Origin of the sequence: uncultured Empedobacter sp. (assembly GCF_937930195.1) — a bacterium.
Taxonomy (GTDB): Bacteria; Bacteroidota; Bacteroidia; order Flavobacteriales; family Weeksellaceae; genus Empedobacter; species Empedobacter stercoris.
This window is the reverse complement of the sequence record NZ_CALGVK010000175.1, coordinates 1-16,909: the sequence shown is the minus strand read 5'-3', so window position 1 is coordinate 16,909 and position 16,909 is coordinate 1. Positions and strand designations below refer to the sequence as shown.

Sequence of the window (16,909 nt, the reverse complement as noted above, 5' to 3'; positions counted from 1 at the left end):
AACAACATGGCAAAGTTAAAAATTAAAAAAGGAGACAAAGTAGTCGTATTATCAGGTTCTTCAAAAGGACAAACTGGTACTGTGTTACGCGTATTCCCTGACAAAGCTAAAGCTATCGTTGAAGGGGTTAATATTGCAAAAAAACGTGTAAAGCCAAGCGCACAAAATCCACAAGGTGGAGTTGTTGAAAAAGAAGCTCAAATCTATTTATGTAAATTGGCTTTAGTAGATCCTGAAACTGGAAAAGCAACGAAAGTAGCAATCAAAGAAGAAGGAGGTAAAAAAGTAAGAATTGCTAAAAAATCTGGTAAAGCTATTTAAGAATGAGTACAACAACATACACACCTCGTCCGCAGGTTAAATATAAAGAAGAGATTGTAGCTGCTCTTAAAGAAGAGTTCGGGTACAAATCTATTATGCAAGTTCCTAAATTAGAGAAAATTGTATTATCTCAAGGTTTAGGTGCTGCTACAGCTGACAAAAAAATCGTTGATTACGCTATCGAAGAGTTAGAATTAATCACAGGTCAAAAAGCAGTAGGAACAATTTCTAAGAAAGACGAAGCAGCTTTCAAATTACGTAAAGGAATGCCAATTGGTGCTCGTGTAACTTTACGTGGTGAGAAAATGTACGAATTCTTAGATCGTTTAGTATCTGCAGCTTTACCTCGTGTACGTGATTTTAACGGTATTTCTTCTACAGGTTTCGACGGTAGAGGTAACTATAACTTAGGTATCAAAGAGCAAATTATCTTCCCAGAAATTAATATTGATAAAATCAAGAAAATTCAAGGTTTAGATATTACCTTTGTAACTTCAGCGAATACAGATAAAGAAGCGAAAGCTTTATTAGCTAAATTCGGATTACCATTTACAAAAGAAAAATAAGAAGTCATGGCTAAAGAATCAATGAAAGCGCGTGAGCGCAAAAGACAAGCATTAGTTGCTAAGTATGCTGCGAAACGTCAAGCTTTATTAGAAGCTGGTGACTACGAAGCATTACAAAAATTACCTAAAAACGCTTCTCCTGTACGTTTACACAACCGTTGTAAATTAACAGGTCGTCCAAAAGGATACATGAGAACTTTCGGGATCTCTCGTGTTACATTCCGTGAAATGGCAAACGAAGGGTTAATCCCAGGTGTTAAAAAAGCATCTTGGTAATCTACCAAACGCTTTAGAAATATTAAATCCTTACTCTTTTATTGAGTAAGGATTTTTTTTTAATCAATTTCTTTATAAGAAATATTTTTAATAACACTATAACAAGGTTTCGCTTATGCCTTAATGGATTAAAAATAAATTATTGAGATAAATAGTTTGTAATTAAAAAATATGCAATATATTTGCAACCCAAATGCATAGTGCATTTTGGTGAAACTTTAATTTTAAAAGTAGTGCATCAGCGCTATACTATAGAATTATATTATGTATACAGACCCAATTTCAGATTTTCTAACACGCGTTAGAAATGCAATGATGGCAGGACACAAAGTAGTGGAAATCCCTGCATCTAAAATTAAAAAAGAGATCACTAAGATCTTATTTGAACAAGGTTACATCTTGAACTACAAATTCGAAGGACAAGACAAACCTCAAGGAACAATCAAAATCGCTTTAAAGTACGACAAAGTAACTAAAGAGCCAGCTATCCGTAAAATCAAAAGAGCTTCAACTCCAGGTTTACGTCAATACGCAGGATCTAAAGAATTACCTCGTGTTTTAAACGGATTAGGTGTTGCTATTATTTCAACTTCTAAAGGAGTTATGACAGATAAACAAGCTCGTCAAGAGAATGTAGGTGGTGAAGTTTTATGTTTTGTTTATTAATCTTTTAAAAAATTAAGAAATTATGTCAAGAATAGGACACGCACATATCAACATCCCTGCAGCAGCGACTGTTGAATTTAAAGATAACGTAGTTACGGTTAAAGGTAACAACATTACAATGACAAGAGAGTTAAACGAAGGATTTGATGTAACTATCGAAGACGGAGTTTTAACTGTAGTTCGTCCAAATGATTCTAAAGATAACAAAGCTTTACATGGTTTATACCGTGCATTAATCAATAACATGATTATCGGTGTTACTGAAGGTTTCAAAAAACAATTAGAATTAGTTGGGGTTGGGTATAGAGCTTCTAACCAAGGACAAAAATTAGATTTGTCATTAGGTTTCTCTCACAACATCATTATCGAATTACCAACAGAAGTTAAAGTTGAAACTTTAACAGAGAAAGGTAAAAGCCCTATTATTACATTATCATCACATGATAATCAATTATTAGGAATGGTTGTAGCTAAAATCCGTTCTTACCGTAAGCCAGAGCCTTACAAAGGAAAAGGAATTAAGTTCGTAGGAGAAATTATTAGAAGAAAAGCAGGTAAATCTGCATAAAAATCATTGAAAAATGGCATTATCTAAAGTAGAAAAAAGACAAAAAATAAAAAGACGCGTGCGTCGAAATATTTTTGGAACAGAAACTAAACCTCGTTTGTCAGTTTACCGTTCTAACAAAGAAATTTACGCTCAAATTATTGACGATAACAATGGAGTAACTTTAGCTTCTGCATCATCTCGTGAAAAAGGTGTTGCTGTAGAAGGTACAAAATCTGAAGTTTCTGCATCAGTTGGTAAAGCTTTAGCTGCAAAAGCTATCGCAAAAGGAATTGAAACTGTCGTTTTTGATCGTAACGGTTTCGTGTATCATGGTAGAATCAAAGCTTTAGCAGACGGTGCTAGAGAAGGTGGATTAAAATTCTAAAAAAGAGAAAGAAATTATGTTAGGATTTAAAAACGTAGAAAGAGTAAAACCAACAGGTTTAGATTTAAAAGATCGTTTAGTTGGAGTACAACGTGTTACTAAAGTAACAAAAGGAGGTAGAGCATTTGGTTTCTCTGCAATCGTAGTAGTAGGTGACGGAAACGGAGTAGTAGGTTACGGATTAGGGAAATCTAAAGACGTAGCATCTGCAATCGCTAAAGCTATCGAAGATGCTAAGAAAAACTTAGTACGTATCCCATTATTTAACAATACAATTCCTCACGCTCAAGAAGCTCGTTTCGGTGGTGCACAAGTGTTCATCCGTCCAGCAGCAAAAGGTACAGGAGTAATTGCAGGTGGTACAGTACGTGCGGTATTAGAATCAGTTGGTGTACATGATGTATTATCAAAATCAAAAGGTTCTTCTAACCCTCACAATGCAGTAAAAGCTACATTCAGCGCTTTATTAAGCTTACGTTCTGTAGAAACTATTGCACGTCAAAGAGGTATTTCTGTAACTAAAGTGTTCAACGGATAAAAAAAAGTAAAATGAGCAAAGTAAGAGTAAAACAAACACGTAGTGCAATCAACCGTGATAAATCTCAAAAAGCTACATTAGTTGCTTTAGGTTTAAGAAAGTTGAATCAAGTAGTAGAGCACGAATCAACTCCTCAAATCGAAGGAATGATTCGTAAAATCTCACACTTAGTAGTAGTAGAAAGAGCTTAATCGCTTTAACCTTTTAAAAATTATTAAAAATGAATTTAAGTAATTTAAAACCAGCTGCTGGTTCAGTACAAAATAAATTCCGTAAAGGTAGAGGTGAAGGTAGTGGAAACGGTTTGACTGCAGGTCGTGGACACAAAGGTGCTAAATCTCGTTCTGGTTATTCAAGAAAAATCGGTTTCGAGGGAGGACAAATGCCTTTACAAAGACGTTTACCTAAATTTGGTTTCACAAACATCAACCGTGTTGAGTACACTGGAATCAATTTAGACACAATTCAACAATTAGTTGACAACAATAAAATTACAGATACTTTAAACAAAGAAACATTAGTAGAATTAGGTTTAGCTCACAAAAATGACTTAGTGAAAATTTTAGGTCGTGGAGAGTTAAAAGCTGCTGTTAATGTAACTGCTGATAAATTCTCTCAATCAGCTCAAGAAGCTATTGAGAAAGCAGGAGGTAAAGTAGAATTAGTTAACGCTTAAGAATATATTTTATAGATGAAAGGGTTTATACAGACCATAAAAAATATCTGGAGCATAAAAGAATTGAAGGATAAGTTACTTGTAACTATCCTTCTATTGTTGGTTTATAGATTCGGTTCTCATATTCCACTTCCAGGTGTCGATATTAACGAGGTTAATCGTTTTGTTGCAGACCAAACAAATGCAAATTCAGGAATTTTAGGATTATTAAACTCTTTTACCGGAGGTTCTTTTAGTAGAGCTTCCGTATTTGCGTTAGGGATTATGCCTTATATCTCTGCTTCAATTGTTGTACAATTGATGGGATTAGCAGTACCTTACATCCAAAAACTACAAAAAGAAGGAGAAAGTGGAAGAAATAAAGTAAATCAAATTACAAGGTGGTTAACGATAGGTATATGTTTGGTACAAGCACCAGCATATTTAACGTTAATTACTTCTCAGATTTTACCTTACGATCCAGCTTCGTCATACGCTATTTATGTTATTCCTCCAACAAACTTTTGGTTCTGGTTTCCTTCAACAATCATTTTGATTACGGGGACAGTCTTTGCCATGTGGATGGGAGAAAAAATTACAGACAAAGGTATAGGTAACGGTATTTCAATCTTAATTATGATTGGTATCTTAGCCGATTTACCTAAAGCAGTTTTCAATGCATTTGAAGTTGACGATTCAAATGGTATTTTCTTCTTGATAGAAATGGTAGGGTTAATCCTAGTTATTGCAATGTGTATTATGATTGTAGCAGCTGTGCGTAAAGTACCTGTGCAATATGTAAGAAGAGCGCAAACTTCTAGTAGTTCTTATATGAGATCTGTTACAGATTCTGTACGTTCTTATATTCCTCTAAAAGTAAATGCGGCAGGTGTAATGCCTATTATTTTTGCGCAAGCAATTATGTTTTTACCAGGAACATTAGCAAGTTATTTCTTAGACGAAGGAAGTGCCGTGAAAGCATTTTTTGCAAAAATGGCTGATCCATTTACATGGGAATACAATCTGATCTTCGGATTATTAATTATTATCTTCACATATTTCTATACTGCGATTACAATCCCAGTAAACCAAATGGCTGAAGATCTAAAACGTAACGGAGGAATTATCCCTGGAATACGTCCTGGAAAAGAAACTGCAAATTATTTAGACGAAATTTTATCAAAAATTACGTTACCTGGAGCAATTTTACTAACTTTGCTTGCTGTTTTGCCAGCGATTGTAAAATTATTAGGTGTAGAACAAAGCTTTGCAATGTTCTTTGGAGGTACATCAATGTTAATTATGGTGGGAGTTATCTTAGATACTGTACAACAAATTAATACATATTTATTAAATCACCGTTACGATGGTTTAATGTCTTCAGGTAGAACTTCAAGAGATATCTAATAAGATTTTATTAAAAAGATTTATGGCTAAACAAAAACATATTGAACAAGACGGTACGATTACAGAAGCATTATCTAATGCAATGTTTCGTGTAGAATTAGAAAATGGGCATGTTGTAACATGTAACATATCTGGTAAAATGCGAATGCACTATATCAAATTATTACCAGGTGATAGAGTTAAAATAGAGATGTCTCCTTACGATTTATCAAAAGGTAGAATATCTTATAGATACTAAAAGAAATAATAACGACTGGTGATAGAGTTAATGTAAATACGTTAACTCTATCGGATTATAAATAAATTTACAAAGATGAAAATTAGAGCATCCATTAAAAAGAGAAGTGCTGACTGTAAAATTGTGCGTCGTAAAGGACGTTTGTATGTGATCAACAAAAAGAATCCTAAGTTTAAACAAAGACAAGGTTAATTATTTAGAATTATGGCAAGAATTTCAGGTGTAGATTTACCTAAAAATAAAAGAGGGGTAATCGGACTTACATACATTTACGGGATCGGAAGAAGCAGTGCTTCTAAAATCTTAGCTGAGAACAATATCTCAGAAGATACTAAAGTTAGCGAATGGACTGATGAAGAAATCAACGCAATCCGTGCATCGATCAATGAAACTTTCAAAGTTGAAGGTGAATTAAGATCAGAAATCCAATTAAACATCAAACGTTTAATGGATATCGGATGTCAGAGAGGTATTCGTCACAGATTAGGTTTACCATTACGTGGTCAAAGAACAAAAAATAACTCACGTACAAGAAAAGGTAAAAAGAAAACAGTTGCTAACAAGAAAAAAGCCACTAAATAATAAATAGGATCATGGCAAAAAATCAGAAAGTAGTAAAGAAAAGAAAAGTAGTTATTGAAGCTACTGGACAAGCTCATATTCAAGCATCGTTTAACAACGTTATCGTTACATTAACGAACAAAAACGGTGAAGTTATCTCTTGGTCTTCAGCAGGTAAAATGGGATTCCGTGGATCTAAAAAGAACACGCCTTACGCTGCTCAAGTAGCTGCTCAAGATGCAACAACAGTTGCATACGAAGCAGGATTAAGAAGAGTTAAAGTATTCGTGAAAGGACCAGGTCAAGGTCGTGAATCTGCTATTAGAACAATTCATAACGGTGGTATCGAGGTTTCTGAAATCGTTGATGTTACTCCATTACCACATAATGGATGTCGTCCACCTAAAAAGAGAAGAGTTTAATCATTTTTCTCAATTTAATTATTTAATATATTTAATAGTAACAAATCATGGCAAGATATACAGGACCAAAAACTAAAATTGCAAGAAAATTTGGAGCACCAATTTTCGGAGACGATAAATCTTTTGAGAAAAAGAAATATCCTCCAGGGCAACACGGACCTAACAAAAGAAGAGCTAAAAAATCAGAATACGCTATTCAGTTAACTGAAAAACAAAAAGCGAAATATACTTACGGTATCTTAGAGAAACAATTTGCTAACTTATACAAAAAAGCAAATGCTTCTAAAGGAATTACAGGTGAAGTATTATTACAATTATGTGAATCTCGTTTAGATAACGTAGTTTACCGTTTAGGTATTGCAAACTCACGTAGTGCTGCACGTCAATTAGTATCGCACAAACACGTAACTGTAAACGGAGAAATCGTGAACATCCCATCTTATCAATTGAAAGCTGGTGACGTTATCGCTGTTAGAGAAAAATCTAAATCTTTAACTGCAATCACAAACTCTTTACACGCACGTAGCGAGTACGATTGGTTAGTTTGGAATGATGAGCAAAAAGCTGGTACTTTTACAAAAGCTCCAGAAAGAGTTCAAATCCCAGAAGATATCAAAGAGCAATTAATCGTCGAGTTATATTCTAAATAAACCTTAAAATCAGACTAATAAAATGACTATTTTAAATTTCATCAAACCTGACAAAGTAATCTTAGTAGAGTCTGACTCGCAATTCGGACAATTTGAGTTCCGTCCATTAGAGCCAGGATACGGGATTACAGTTGGAAATGCTCTACGTAGAGTTTTACTTTCTTCTTTGGAAGGATATGCCATCACTTCGATCAAAATTGAAGGTGTTGAGCACGAATTTTCAACTATTCCAGGAGTAGTGGAAGATGTTACAGAGATCATTTTAAATCTGAAAAAGGTTCGTTTTAAGAAACAAATTGATGAATCAGATGCTGAAACTGTAACTGCTACTATCTCAGGGCAAGATCAATTAACAGCAGGTGATTTAGGGAAATTTATTTCTGGATTCCAAGTTTTAAACCCTGAATTAGTAATCGCTAACTTAGACGCTAAAGTTAATGTAACTATTACATTTACAATCGAAAAAGGTAGAGGATACGTACCAGCTGATGAGAATAAAAAGGCTTCTGCGCCAATCGGGACTATAGCAATTGATTCTATTTACACTCCTATTAAGAATGTAAAATACGCAATTGAAAACTATCGTGTAGAACAAAAAACAGATTACGAAAAATTAGTTTTCGAAATTACTACAGATGGATCTATAACACCTCAAGATGCTTTAACTGAAGCAGCTAAAATCTTAATTCACCACTTTATGTTGTTCTCAGATGAGAGAATTACATTAGAAGCGGAAGAAGTTGCATCTGGTGAAACTTACGATGAAGAAGCGTTACATATGCGCCAATTATTGAAAACAAAATTGGTAGATATGGATTTATCAGTAAGAGCATTAAATTGTTTAAAAGCAGCTGAAGTTGAAACATTAGGCGAATTAGTTTCTTTCGCTAAGTCTGACTTAATGAAATTCAGAAACTTTGGTAAGAAATCTCTTACAGAGTTAGAAGAATTGGTGGACAGCAAAGGTCTTAACTTTGGAATGGACATCGTAAAATATAAGTTAGACGTAGAATAATTTTATTAAAAAATGAGACACGGAAAAAAATTTAACCATTTAGGTAGAACTGCCTCTCATAGAAGAGCTTTATTATCTAATCTAGCTATAGCGTTGATTACTCACAAGAGAATCAACACAACAGTAGCAAAGGCGAAAGCATTACAAACATATGTTGAGCCTTTATTGACAAAGTCTAAAACAGACGATACGAACAACCGTCGCGTTGTATTTTCATACTTACAAGATAAAGAAGCTGTAACTGAATTATTCAGAACTGTAGCTCCTAAAATTGCTAATCGCCCAGGAGGATACACTCGTATCATCAAAACTGGTTTCCGTTTAGGTGATGGTGCTGATACAGCAATGATCGAGTTAGTAGATTTCAATGATATCTACACTAACACGAAAGTTGAAAAGAAAGCAACTACACGTCGTAGTAGAAAAAGTACGAAAACAGAAGAAGCTGCTCCAGCTGCTGAAACTGAAAGTACAGAAGAAGCATAATCTATTCGATTATAATATGAAAAGCCTCCCAAATTGGGAGGCTTTTTTTATATGGAAGATTAAAAAAATAAGTATATTTTTACTTTAAAATATTATTGTATGAAACAAATCTATACTTTATTAACTTTTTTAAGTTTTATTACTATTTCTCAAGCACAGACTACATTAGGAATGCGATTAGGAGCTAATTTGTCGAATGTTAATTTTTCGGACGATAATGATTTAATAGATTCCAAATTCAAATTTGGTCCTACAGTTGGAGTATATTTTAATATACCAGTTAATAAATCAGTTGCTATTCAACCAGAACTTTTATATTCTTCTCAAGGTTTCAAAACCAAAGAGACTATTCATCTTGATGGTTTAACTTATGAATCGGAAGGTAAATTTAAAACAGATTATATAACTTTACCAGTTCTTGCAAAGTATAAAATAGAAAACGGAATGACGTTCGAAGTTGGTCCTAAACTTTCTTATTTTTATTTAGGAAAATATACACGTCAAATTGATATCAGAAATAACCAAGGAATTATAGAAACAATTTCTGATAATATAGATTTGAAAAATGATACAGATGATTTTAAAGATTTAGATTTCTCTATTGTAGGTGGAATTGGTTATGATTTTAAGTTTGGTGCTTCTATTAATGTACGTTATACGTACGGAATTACAAATTTCAACAAAGCTGATGATTTAAAATCACGAAACAACTATTTTAGTTTGTCAGTTGCAGTACCATTTAATTAAATAAAGAAAAGTCATTCAGTTGAATGGCTTTTTTGTTTTTAAATAGAAAATACTGTAAATATTTATGTATGATAGTTTTAGAATCTTAGTGTTAAAAAATCAACTAAAATCCTTATTTTTGGATTGATTTTGGCAATAAACCAATTATCACATATAAATTTGATATGAAAAAATTACTATTCATGATGGCTGTCGCAATGACAGTAGTTTCATGCAAAAAAGAGGATAAAGTCGTAGGTAAAGATAAAGATGGTAAAGAATTAATTGTAAATGAAAAAGGTGATACCGTTACCAAAGCAGAAACAACAGATTCTTTGGTAGTCGAATCACCTGTAGTTGCAGAAGTTGTAGCTATAGCAAAAGGTGCTGATGACAAATATGCATACAAATATAATTTAGAGATCGGAAAAACGTATCCGATGACATTAGGTATTAAAACAACACATTCAGCTACTGACGGGAAGCAATCTCAGAAAATGTCAAGCGAAAGTAAAAAACAGATTGATTATACCGTAAAAGATTTTAAAAATGGTGTATATACATTAGAAGTAAAATCAAAACAGTATAGCGAAAAAATGACTGATCCATCTGGAAAATCAATTTCGTATGATACAAATGCTGCAAAACCTGCAAATAAAGATATTGCCGTTTCTTGGTCAATCTATAAAGCGATGACGGGAAAAACGTATACAATGAAAGTTGATGAGAAAGGAAAAGTTGTAAGTGTTGATGGATTAGAATCTATCAAAACGTCAATTCTTAATTCTGTAAAATCGCAAGTAAATGCAGAAGAATTTAAATTCTTTACGCAAGTCATCAATAATTCATTAAACAAAGAAGCGATTTCATCTCAATTTGAGGAAACGATGAATATTTTTCCGAATAAAACATTGGCTTTAAAAGAATCTTGGAGTGATAGCCAAAAAATTGATCAAGGTCCAATGAAAGGAAATATTTCGATGAAAAGAACTTTAGCAAGTGTAGAACCTACAAATACGACAATTACGGTGAATGGAACACAGAGTTTGAAAGGTAATGAGTCACAAGAAGGTGTTACAATGTCAGCGAATAGTAGTGCGAATGTCGATGGGAAAATTTTGTTGGACACTAAATCTGGTTGGATCAACAAAGTTAATTTAACGAAAAAGGAAACATTAAAACGTACAGTAGAAGCACAAGGTCAAAAACAAACAATGACGGAATCGGTTACTACTGTCACAACAGTCAACTAAAATGAAAACAATTCTTTGGATTTTAATTTTAAGTATTATTTTCTTATTCATTTTTAGATTTTTAAGAAAAGTATTTGCTGTTAAAAAAGTTTTTCAAGAAGCCATTAATCAGCAAAGAAATGCTTATAATCAAAGTCAAAATTCGAATGATTCGTACAACGAATCGAAACAAAATACGTCTTTCGATAAGCCGAAATACAATATAGACGCCGAAACGGTAGATTACGAAATAATCGAGGAAAAAAAGCATGAAAAATAAAAAGAATTTACTCTACATTCTTATCTCATTGCTACTTTTTGTGGTGATTGCATTGGTGTATTGTGCGCCAGTTTTATCGGGAAAATCTGTTATTCAACCCGATATTATCAATTACAAAGGTAGTGCGCAAGAAATGTTGACTTACCAAGAAAAAACGGGTGAGAATGTCTATTGGTCTGACGCTATGTTTGGTGGTATGCCAACCTATCAAACAGGTGCTAAATATAATTTTGATGTAATCAAAACGATTGATGGATTATTTAGATTTTTACCACGTCCAGCAGACTATATTTTCTTAGTATTTACTGGTTTTTTTATTCTGGGTTTAACTGTTTTTAAGAAGTGGAAATACGCTTTAGTTGGTGCAATTTTCTTTGCATTTGGTTCGTATTATTTCGAATTGATTGCAGCCGGACATAACGGGAAATTACATACAATAGGCTATTTTGCACCTTTAGTTGCTGGTATTCTTTTGTTGTATCGTAAAAAATATATCGCAGGTTTTGTTTTAACGACGCTATTTATGGGCTTGCAATTACAAGCGAACCATATTCAAATGACCTACTATTTGTTTTTGGCGATGTTAGTTTTTGCAATTGTTCAGTTTGTAGACAGTTTCAAGAGAAAAGAATTACCCGATTTCTTCAAATCATCTGCATTGGTTGTTGTAGCGGTTATTATTGCTGCGGGATTAAATGCAAATCGATTATTATCGACATACGAATACAGTAAAGAGACGACGCGTGGAAAATCTGAAATGACGTTGTTGAAAAAGAATTCAAACGGATTAGATCATGATTATATCACACAATGGAGTTATGGAAAATTAGAAACATTAAATCTATTTATTCCAAATTTAATGGGTGGTGGTTCACAAACTGATCCAGAGGATTTACAACATTATATATCCGAATTACAAAATACACAATATAGTTTAGGAGAAGACGAGTTTAATCAACAAGTTTTTCAAGCGGTAGCAAGTCAACCAAGAAGTGCTTATTGGGGAGATCAACCAGGAACCTCTGGTCCAGCGTATCAAGGAGCTGTTGTTGTATTTTTATTTATTATCGGAGTTTTTATGGTTCGTGGAAAATACTCGACCTATAAAAAATGGTTAGTAGGTGCAACGATTTTAAGTTTCATTTTGGCTTGGGGTAAAAACTTACCATTCGTTACCAACTTATTCATCGATTATTTCCCAATGTATGATAAATTCAGAGCAGTTTCTTCCATCTTGGTGATTGCCGAATTTACAATGCCTTTCTTAGCAATTTTGACGCTATATTATTTCTTTAATTCAGATGAATCTGACGACTTCAAAAAGAAAGTACTTTATATAGCTGGTGGTTCTACAATCGGAATTTTGATTATTTTCTTCTTATTTGGTGGAATGATTTTTCCATTTACATCAGAGAATGAAAAGTTCATGACTGAGCAATTAATCGGACAAATTCAACAAGCTAATCCAAATGCAGTTGGACTATGGGATGGCTTAATGAAACGTTTAGATGAAGCATTAATTCAGGATAGAATTTCAATGTTTAAAGCAGATACGTTACGAACACTAATTTTTGTGTTGTGTACAATGGGATTATTGTTAGCTTATTTATTCAAGTTGATCAAAAAACCAATTGTTGTGATATTAACGATAGGTGCTTTGGCATTTATTGATGGATTTACAGTGAACAAAAGATATTTGAACGAAGATAATTTTGTGTCAAAATATATTGTTGACAACCCTTTCCCAACGGAAATGTCACCACGTTTACAAACCGAAGCAGAAAATAACAATAATGTTGCACAAATAGCTTACAAGGTTCCGTTGAATAACTTATTGTCGAATATAGCAAAACAAGATCAATCACATTTCCGTGTGTACAATACGGTTTTGAGTACGTTTAACGAAGCTGGAACTTCATATTTTGTTCCTTCAATTGGTGGTTATCATGCCGCTAAATTAGGGAAATACCAAGACGTTGTAGATATCTATTTTTCGCAAGATCCGCAATTAAAAAAATACGGAATCAAAGATGAAACAGGTTTGATTAATGTATTGAATATGATGAATACGAAATACATTATTCATGGAAGTCCTACAGAACCGCAGGTTCAACAAAATCCAACTGCTTTAGGTAGTGCTTGGTTAGCTTCGAACATCAAATGGACAGATAATGCAAATGACGAAATCTTAGCCATAAATTCTACACCAATTAATAATACAGTTATTTTACGTAAAGATTTGGTTGAGAATAAAAACCTAAATGTTTCAGCTGATGCAAACGCGAAAATTGAATTGGTTGATTATTCACCAATGAAAATTACCTACAAATCGTCTTCTAATACAGATCAAATTGCAGTTTTTTCAGAAGTTTATTATCCACATGGATGGACTGCAACAGTTGATGGAAAGGAAGTTCCGATCGAAAAAGCGAATTACGTATTGCGTGCAGTACCAGTTCAGAAAGGAAATCATACGATTGTCATGGAATTTAAGCCACAAGTTATTTCTACAGGAAATATGATTGTGATAATTTCAAATATCTTACTTCTAATCATTGTGTTGGGAGGTGTTTATTTGGGATATAAAAAATGTTCACCAAAAGAGAATGTAAACTTAGCCACTCAAAAGGCTTAATTTTAGAATGAAAAAAATATTAATCATCACCTATTACTGGCCTCCTGCGGGAGGTCCTGGTGTTCAAAGATGGTTGAAATTCACAAAATATCTTCCTGAATTTGGATATGAAACCTATGTATATATTCCAGAAAATCCTTCTTATCCAATTCTCGACGAAACTTTAGCGAAAGACATTAATCCGAAAGTTAAAATCGTTAAAAACAAAATTTGGGAACCTTATCAGTTGGCTGAAAAACTGAATCCAAAAAATAAAGCTTATAAAGGTGGACATTTCGAGAAAAATGAAAACCAATCTTTTTTGTCGAAATTGTCAGTTTTTGTGCGAGGAAATTTCTTTATTCCTGATGCGCGTAAGTTTTGGGTGAATCCTTCTGCAGAATATTTAAAAGATTTTTTACAAAAAGAAAATATTGACACCATTGTAACTTCTGGTCCGCCTCATAGTTTACATTTGATCGGTTTGAAATTGAAAAAACAATTACCAAACCTTAACTGGTTGGCAGATTTTAGAGATCCTTGGACACAAATTAGTTATCACAAAGAATTGAAATTAACGTATTGGGCTGCTAAAAAACACGAAGATTTAGAGCGAGAAGTGATGCAAAAAGCCGACGTTGTTTTAGCAACAAGTTATGCTGATGGTGAAAACTTTAAAAAAATTGGAGCAAAGCGAGTAGAAGTGATTACAAATGGTTTCGAAGAAGTAAAACAGCAAATAGAGAAAGAGCATAATTATTTTCATTTGACGTATTCTGGAGGTTTGGAAATGCTTCGAAATCCTGTTGCTTTGTGGAAAGCTTTAGCTGAAATTAGTAACGAAAATCAATCTTTCAGAGAAGATTTTAAACTTAATTTTTATGGTTCTTTAGCTGATGATGTCAAACAATCAATTGTTAAACAAGGTTTACAAACTAATTTAATTGTTCACGGATATGTTTCGCATCAAGAATCGTTGAACGCGATCAATTCAGCAAATATTTTAATTTTGACAAACTTTGATAATGTTGCTTCGAAAGGAATAATTCCTGGTAAATTATTCGAATATATGGCTACTGGAAATCCAATTTTAGCGATTGGACCTGCTGATGCAGATGTCGAAAAAATACTTCATAAAACTAAAGCCGGAAATTATTTTAGTCACGAACAAGTGGCGGAAATGAAAAATTATATTCTCTCGATTTATAATCAATGGTTAAAAAATCCAAACCAAAAATTTGAAACGAACGAAAATGAAGTTCAACAATTCAATCGTAAAAACTTGACTTCTAAATTAGTTGAAGTGGTCAATAGTTTGTAAAGTTGTTAAATTTAAAAAAATAGAAAACCATCTTTTGTATATCATGAAAGATGGTTTTATAATTTATTATCAATTCGAATTAATTTTATATTCTTTTACAATTCTATTATTATTCATTCCTGTTTCAATTTTAATAATAAATTCTGGATATTTAGTTTCATTAATTTCTACTATTTTCGGAAAAATTAGTTCATCTATTTTATATAATTTACTTGTTGTATAATAATCGCCGTCTGGAGATACAGATATTATTAGCGCTTGCAAAACTTCGTCAGTTTCGTTAAAAGAATCAGTAGAAGTTCCTTTAGAATCGTTTATCGAAAAAATATTCAAAAAAAGACTTCTGTTATAAATTTGGTAATTTAGGTAATCTGTTCGGTATATAGTTGCCAATATATAGTTGGAATAAGAATCAGAAATCTCTTTTATTTGTGCAGAACAAATAGAAGAGATTATGATTGTGTATAGAATTAATAACTTCTTCATAAAATCCTCATTGTTTTAATTAATATAAAGATAATCAAAATATTAGGTGCTATCCCTTATAATCCGCTATAATTGGAATGAATTTAACACAAATTATTCGTTTTTAATTACTTAAATTACTCAAAGATTTGTTTTCTATTATTATTATTATTATTATTATTATTATTATTATTATTATTGATGTAATTAACGTTAAGACAACAATTATAGGTTGCAAACTATAATTGAAAATTAAAAACTAAAAATTACATTAAAATGAAGAAAATGTTATTAGCAAGTGCTTTTGCACTTATCGGAACGTTTGCAATGGCAAATGAAGTAGAGTTTGTAGATGAAGAATATAATAATAGGCAATGTACAGGAGTTAAAAATGATTGTGGAATTGCGCTTATTTATTGTTGGCAAGGAGAACTTGATCCTGATAAATTAAGTAATTTTAGAGATAAAGCTTGTGAAGATATAGAAAATGAGCAAGATGCACCAGAAATTGAAGATTAATTAAATATTAATAATTATAGTATATGACTTAGGAATTTTCTTAAATCATATCTATATAATTTATTCGTAAATGAAGTATTTAAATAAAATAGTATTAGTTATAAGTTTTATACTTATTAGTATAAATGGTTATTCTCAATATGAGTTTACATACTTATATGAATTTAAAAAAGATAGTGTCAGTAAAAAAAAGTATACTGATATTATGAATGTTATCATTGAAGGTGAACAACGGATTTACAGAGGGGAAAATCATATTATTTATGATTCTATAGCTTATACAAAGCGAAAAGTTGATGCAAGTAATATTAGTTCTGTCATGGAACAGACTATGGGTTTAAAAAATAATGTGGAAAATTATACTTTAGAAATTGATTTAGAAAAAGAAATACAAAAGCACTATATCTTTAATTTAGAGTTACCTTTTTATAATGAAGAAAAAATAGAACTACCAATATGGAACATTTCTAATGAAACATCTGAAATTGATGGAAAAAAAGTGACAAAAGCAACAACATTTTTTTTAGGTAGAAATTGGACAGCATATTATTCAGAAGAATTACCTATTCAGGTTGCACCATACTTATTTTATGGTTTACCTGGAGTTATCATAAAATTAGAAGATGAGAATAGTAATTATAAATTCGAATTAACGAGTTATAAATCAAAAAAAGATTTCATTAATTTAAAAGAAACAACAATATCACAAAGAAGAAGAAATGATTTTGTTAAAATGAATAAAGATGAAGTTTATAACTTTGGTAAATCTTTTCAAGAAAATAAGACTAATATTCTTATGCAGGCAGGTTTGCAACTGACAGAACAAGAGATAAAAGAAAGACAAGAAAGAAATAAAAAAAGAAAGTATATTTATTTAAACCCATCCATACCATTTATTTTATAATTTTTGAAAACCCAATTAACACTATTATTTGCTCTAATTTCTCACTTTATTTTTGCTCAACTTACCATTTCTGGCGTTGTAAAAAATGAAGAGGGGAAACCTGTTTCTGGTG

General features: G+C 32.2%; 25 protein-coding genes. 24 read left to right on the top strand and 1 reads right to left on the bottom strand.

Features of this window, described 5'->3' with window-relative positions:
• Positions 1 to 6: 6 nt before the first annotated feature.
• The 22 genes from rplX to Q0616_RS10040 all read left to right on the top strand — a co-directional run bounded on the left by rplX (position 7) and on the right by Q0616_RS10040 (position 14,909).
• Positions 7 to 321 carry a 50S ribosomal protein L24 gene (rplX, locus tag Q0616_RS10145; protein ID WP_171623147.1) on the top strand — a complete coding sequence of 105 codons (315 nt, stop codon included), beginning with the start codon at positions 7 to 9 and terminating at the stop codon, positions 319 to 321.
• A gap of 2 nt (positions 322 to 323) precedes the next feature.
• Positions 324 to 887 carry a 50S ribosomal protein L5 gene (rplE, locus tag Q0616_RS10140; protein ID WP_188319624.1) on the top strand — a complete coding sequence of 188 codons (564 nt, stop codon included), beginning with the start codon at positions 324 to 326 and terminating at the stop codon, positions 885 to 887.
• A 6-nt stretch (positions 888 to 893) separates the two neighbouring features.
• Positions 894 to 1,163, top strand: coding sequence for a 30S ribosomal protein S14 (gene rpsN, locus Q0616_RS10135; RefSeq protein ID WP_135835265.1), 270 nt, complete (start codon positions 894 to 896; stop codon positions 1,161 to 1,163).
• Between the two features lie 264 nt (positions 1,164 to 1,427).
• A complete protein-coding gene (gene rpsH / locus Q0616_RS10130) occupies positions 1,428 to 1,829 on the top strand; it encodes a 30S ribosomal protein S8 (protein ID WP_135835489.1) in 402 nt (133 codons plus the stop codon).
• A gap of 22 nt (positions 1,830 to 1,851) precedes the next feature.
• Positions 1,852 to 2,397: a 50S ribosomal protein L6 gene (gene rplF, locus Q0616_RS10125; protein ID WP_171623149.1), complete on the top strand. Its 546-nt coding sequence runs from the start codon at positions 1,852 to 1,854 to the stop codon at positions 2,395 to 2,397.
• 13 nt (positions 2,398 to 2,410) lie between these two features.
• Positions 2,411 to 2,764, top strand: coding sequence for a 50S ribosomal protein L18 (rplR, locus tag Q0616_RS10120; protein WP_284584155.1), 354 nt, complete (start codon positions 2,411 to 2,413; stop codon positions 2,762 to 2,764).
• A gap of 13 nt (positions 2,765 to 2,777) precedes the next feature.
• Entirely contained in the window at positions 2,778 to 3,302 is a 525-nt protein-coding gene (rpsE, locus tag Q0616_RS10115; protein ID WP_280062069.1) for a 30S ribosomal protein S5, read from the top strand.
• Positions 3,303 to 3,313: 11 nt separating this feature from the next.
• A complete protein-coding gene (gene rpmD, locus Q0616_RS10110) occupies positions 3,314 to 3,493 on the top strand; it encodes a 50S ribosomal protein L30 (protein ID WP_135835261.1) in 180 nt (59 codons plus the stop codon).
• A 29-nt stretch (positions 3,494 to 3,522) separates the two neighbouring features.
• Positions 3,523 to 3,978: a 50S ribosomal protein L15 gene (gene rplO / locus Q0616_RS10105; protein WP_171623151.1), complete on the top strand. Its 456-nt coding sequence runs from the start codon at positions 3,523 to 3,525 to the stop codon at positions 3,976 to 3,978.
• 15 nt (positions 3,979 to 3,993) lie between these two features.
• Positions 3,994 to 5,364: a preprotein translocase subunit SecY gene (secY, locus tag Q0616_RS10100; RefSeq protein ID WP_171623152.1), complete on the top strand. Its 1,371-nt coding sequence runs from the start codon at positions 3,994 to 3,996 to the stop codon at positions 5,362 to 5,364.
• A gap of 22 nt (positions 5,365 to 5,386) precedes the next feature.
• The gene (gene infA / locus Q0616_RS10095) at positions 5,387 to 5,602 is read left to right on the top strand and encodes a translation initiation factor IF-1 (protein WP_171623153.1); all 216 of its coding nucleotides are present in this window, start codon (positions 5,387 to 5,389) and stop codon (positions 5,600 to 5,602) included.
• A gap of 75 nt (positions 5,603 to 5,677) precedes the next feature.
• Positions 5,678 to 5,794, top strand: coding sequence for a type B 50S ribosomal protein L36 (gene ykgO / locus Q0616_RS10090; protein WP_013598490.1), 117 nt, complete (start codon positions 5,678 to 5,680; stop codon positions 5,792 to 5,794).
• Between the two features lie 12 nt (positions 5,795 to 5,806).
• Positions 5,807 to 6,184: a 30S ribosomal protein S13 gene (gene rpsM, locus Q0616_RS10085; protein WP_038335547.1), complete on the top strand. Its 378-nt coding sequence runs from the start codon at positions 5,807 to 5,809 to the stop codon at positions 6,182 to 6,184.
• Between the two features lie 11 nt (positions 6,185 to 6,195).
• Entirely contained in the window at positions 6,196 to 6,585 is a 390-nt protein-coding gene (rpsK, locus tag Q0616_RS10080) for a 30S ribosomal protein S11 (protein ID WP_019974178.1), read from the top strand.
• A gap of 47 nt (positions 6,586 to 6,632) precedes the next feature.
• Positions 6,633 to 7,235 (top strand): 30S ribosomal protein S4, encoded by a 603-nt coding sequence (rpsD, locus tag Q0616_RS10075; RefSeq protein WP_171623154.1) that lies wholly within the window; start codon positions 6,633 to 6,635, stop codon positions 7,233 to 7,235.
• A 22-nt stretch (positions 7,236 to 7,257) separates the two neighbouring features.
• Positions 7,258 to 8,250, top strand: a complete 993-nt coding sequence (locus Q0616_RS10070) for a DNA-directed RNA polymerase subunit alpha (protein WP_171623155.1) — start codon at positions 7,258 to 7,260, stop codon at positions 8,248 to 8,250.
• Positions 8,251 to 8,262: 12 nt separating this feature from the next.
• Positions 8,263 to 8,736, top strand: coding sequence for a 50S ribosomal protein L17 (gene rplQ, locus Q0616_RS10065; protein ID WP_171623156.1), 474 nt, complete (start codon positions 8,263 to 8,265; stop codon positions 8,734 to 8,736).
• Positions 8,737 to 8,835: 99 nt separating this feature from the next.
• Positions 8,836 to 9,483, top strand: a complete 648-nt coding sequence (locus Q0616_RS10060) for a porin family protein (RefSeq protein ID WP_260544475.1) — start codon at positions 8,836 to 8,838, stop codon at positions 9,481 to 9,483.
• 164 nt (positions 9,484 to 9,647) lie between these two features.
• Positions 9,648 to 10,715, top strand: coding sequence for a DUF6263 family protein (locus Q0616_RS10055; protein ID WP_284584154.1), 1,068 nt, complete (start codon positions 9,648 to 9,650; stop codon positions 10,713 to 10,715).
• A 1-nt stretch (position 10,716) separates the two neighbouring features.
• A complete protein-coding gene (locus Q0616_RS10050; protein ID WP_171623158.1) occupies positions 10,717 to 10,974 on the top strand; it encodes a hypothetical protein in 258 nt (85 codons plus the stop codon).
• On the top strand, positions 10,964 to 13,609 hold the full coding sequence (locus Q0616_RS10045) for a YfhO family protein (protein ID WP_260544473.1): 2,646 nt from the start codon (positions 10,964 to 10,966) through the stop codon (positions 13,607 to 13,609). Before Q0616_RS10050 ends, Q0616_RS10045 begins: the two co-directional genes overlap by 11 nt.
• 7 nt (positions 13,610 to 13,616) lie before the next feature.
• The gene (locus Q0616_RS10040) at positions 13,617 to 14,909 is read left to right on the top strand and encodes a glycosyltransferase (RefSeq protein WP_298776824.1); all 1,293 of its coding nucleotides are present in this window, start codon (positions 13,617 to 13,619) and stop codon (positions 14,907 to 14,909) included.
• A 69-nt stretch (positions 14,910 to 14,978) separates the two neighbouring features.
• Here Q0616_RS10040 and Q0616_RS10035 read toward each other — a convergent pair whose 3' ends face one another.
• Entirely contained in the window at positions 14,979 to 15,395 is a 417-nt protein-coding gene (locus Q0616_RS10035; RefSeq protein WP_225541315.1) for a hypothetical protein, read from the bottom strand.
• A gap of 255 nt (positions 15,396 to 15,650) precedes the next feature.
• On the opposite strand from Q0616_RS10035, the gene Q0616_RS10030 reads away from it, so the two are divergent.
• Both Q0616_RS10030 and Q0616_RS10025 read left to right on the top strand, forming a co-directional pair.
• Complete coding sequence (locus Q0616_RS10030) at positions 15,651 to 15,893, top strand: hypothetical protein (protein WP_298776822.1); 243 nt, start codon at positions 15,651 to 15,653, stop codon at positions 15,891 to 15,893.
• 70 nt (positions 15,894 to 15,963) lie between these two features.
• Positions 15,964 to 16,797 (top strand): GLPGLI family protein, encoded by an 834-nt coding sequence (locus tag Q0616_RS10025; protein WP_298776821.1) that lies wholly within the window; start codon positions 15,964 to 15,966, stop codon positions 16,795 to 16,797.
• Positions 16,798 to 16,909: the final 112 nt, after the last annotated feature.

Coding starts and splice junctions, on each gene's coding strand:
- rplE (WP_188319624.1), top strand. CDS start 324: ATGAGTACAACAACATACACACCTCGTCCGCAGGTTAAATATAAAGAA.
- rplF (WP_171623149.1), top strand. CDS start 1,852: ATGTCAAGAATAGGACACGCACATATCAACATCCCTGCAGCAGCGACT.
- Q0616_RS10055 (WP_284584154.1), top strand. CDS start 9,648: ATGAAAAAATTACTATTCATGATGGCTGTCGCAATGACAGTAGTTTCA.
- rpsK (WP_019974178.1), top strand. CDS start 6,196: ATGGCAAAAAATCAGAAAGTAGTAAAGAAAAGAAAAGTAGTTATTGAA.
- Q0616_RS10050 (WP_171623158.1), top strand. CDS start 10,717: ATGAAAACAATTCTTTGGATTTTAATTTTAAGTATTATTTTCTTATTC.
- Q0616_RS10040 (WP_298776824.1), top strand. CDS start 13,617: ATGAAAAAAATATTAATCATCACCTATTACTGGCCTCCTGCGGGAGGT.
- Q0616_RS10025 (WP_298776821.1), top strand. CDS start 15,964: ATGAAGTATTTAAATAAAATAGTATTAGTTATAAGTTTTATACTTATT.
- rpmD (WP_135835261.1), top strand. CDS start 3,314: ATGAGCAAAGTAAGAGTAAAACAAACACGTAGTGCAATCAACCGTGAT.
- rpsN (WP_135835265.1), top strand. CDS start 894: ATGGCTAAAGAATCAATGAAAGCGCGTGAGCGCAAAAGACAAGCATTA.
- rplO (WP_171623151.1), top strand. CDS start 3,523: ATGAATTTAAGTAATTTAAAACCAGCTGCTGGTTCAGTACAAAATAAA.
- rpsD (WP_171623154.1), top strand. CDS start 6,633: ATGGCAAGATATACAGGACCAAAAACTAAAATTGCAAGAAAATTTGGA.
- infA (WP_171623153.1), top strand. CDS start 5,387: ATGGCTAAACAAAAACATATTGAACAAGACGGTACGATTACAGAAGCA.
- ykgO (WP_013598490.1), top strand. CDS start 5,678: ATGAAAATTAGAGCATCCATTAAAAAGAGAAGTGCTGACTGTAAAATT.
- rpsH (WP_135835489.1), top strand. CDS start 1,428: ATGTATACAGACCCAATTTCAGATTTTCTAACACGCGTTAGAAATGCA.
- rplQ (WP_171623156.1), top strand. CDS start 8,263: ATGAGACACGGAAAAAAATTTAACCATTTAGGTAGAACTGCCTCTCAT.
- Q0616_RS10060 (WP_260544475.1), top strand. CDS start 8,836: ATGAAACAAATCTATACTTTATTAACTTTTTTAAGTTTTATTACTATT.
- rplX (WP_171623147.1), top strand. CDS start 7: ATGGCAAAGTTAAAAATTAAAAAAGGAGACAAAGTAGTCGTATTATCA.
- Q0616_RS10045 (WP_260544473.1), top strand. CDS start 10,964: ATGAAAAATAAAAAGAATTTACTCTACATTCTTATCTCATTGCTACTT.
- secY (WP_171623152.1), top strand. CDS start 3,994: ATGAAAGGGTTTATACAGACCATAAAAAATATCTGGAGCATAAAAGAA.
- Q0616_RS10035 (WP_225541315.1), bottom strand. CDS start 15,395: ATGAAGAAGTTATTAATTCTATACACAATCATAATCTCTTCTATTTGT.
- rplR (WP_284584155.1), top strand. CDS start 2,411: ATGGCATTATCTAAAGTAGAAAAAAGACAAAAAATAAAAAGACGCGTG.
- Q0616_RS10030 (WP_298776822.1), top strand. CDS start 15,651: ATGAAGAAAATGTTATTAGCAAGTGCTTTTGCACTTATCGGAACGTTT.
- rpsM (WP_038335547.1), top strand. CDS start 5,807: ATGGCAAGAATTTCAGGTGTAGATTTACCTAAAAATAAAAGAGGGGTA.
- Q0616_RS10070 (WP_171623155.1), top strand. CDS start 7,258: ATGACTATTTTAAATTTCATCAAACCTGACAAAGTAATCTTAGTAGAG.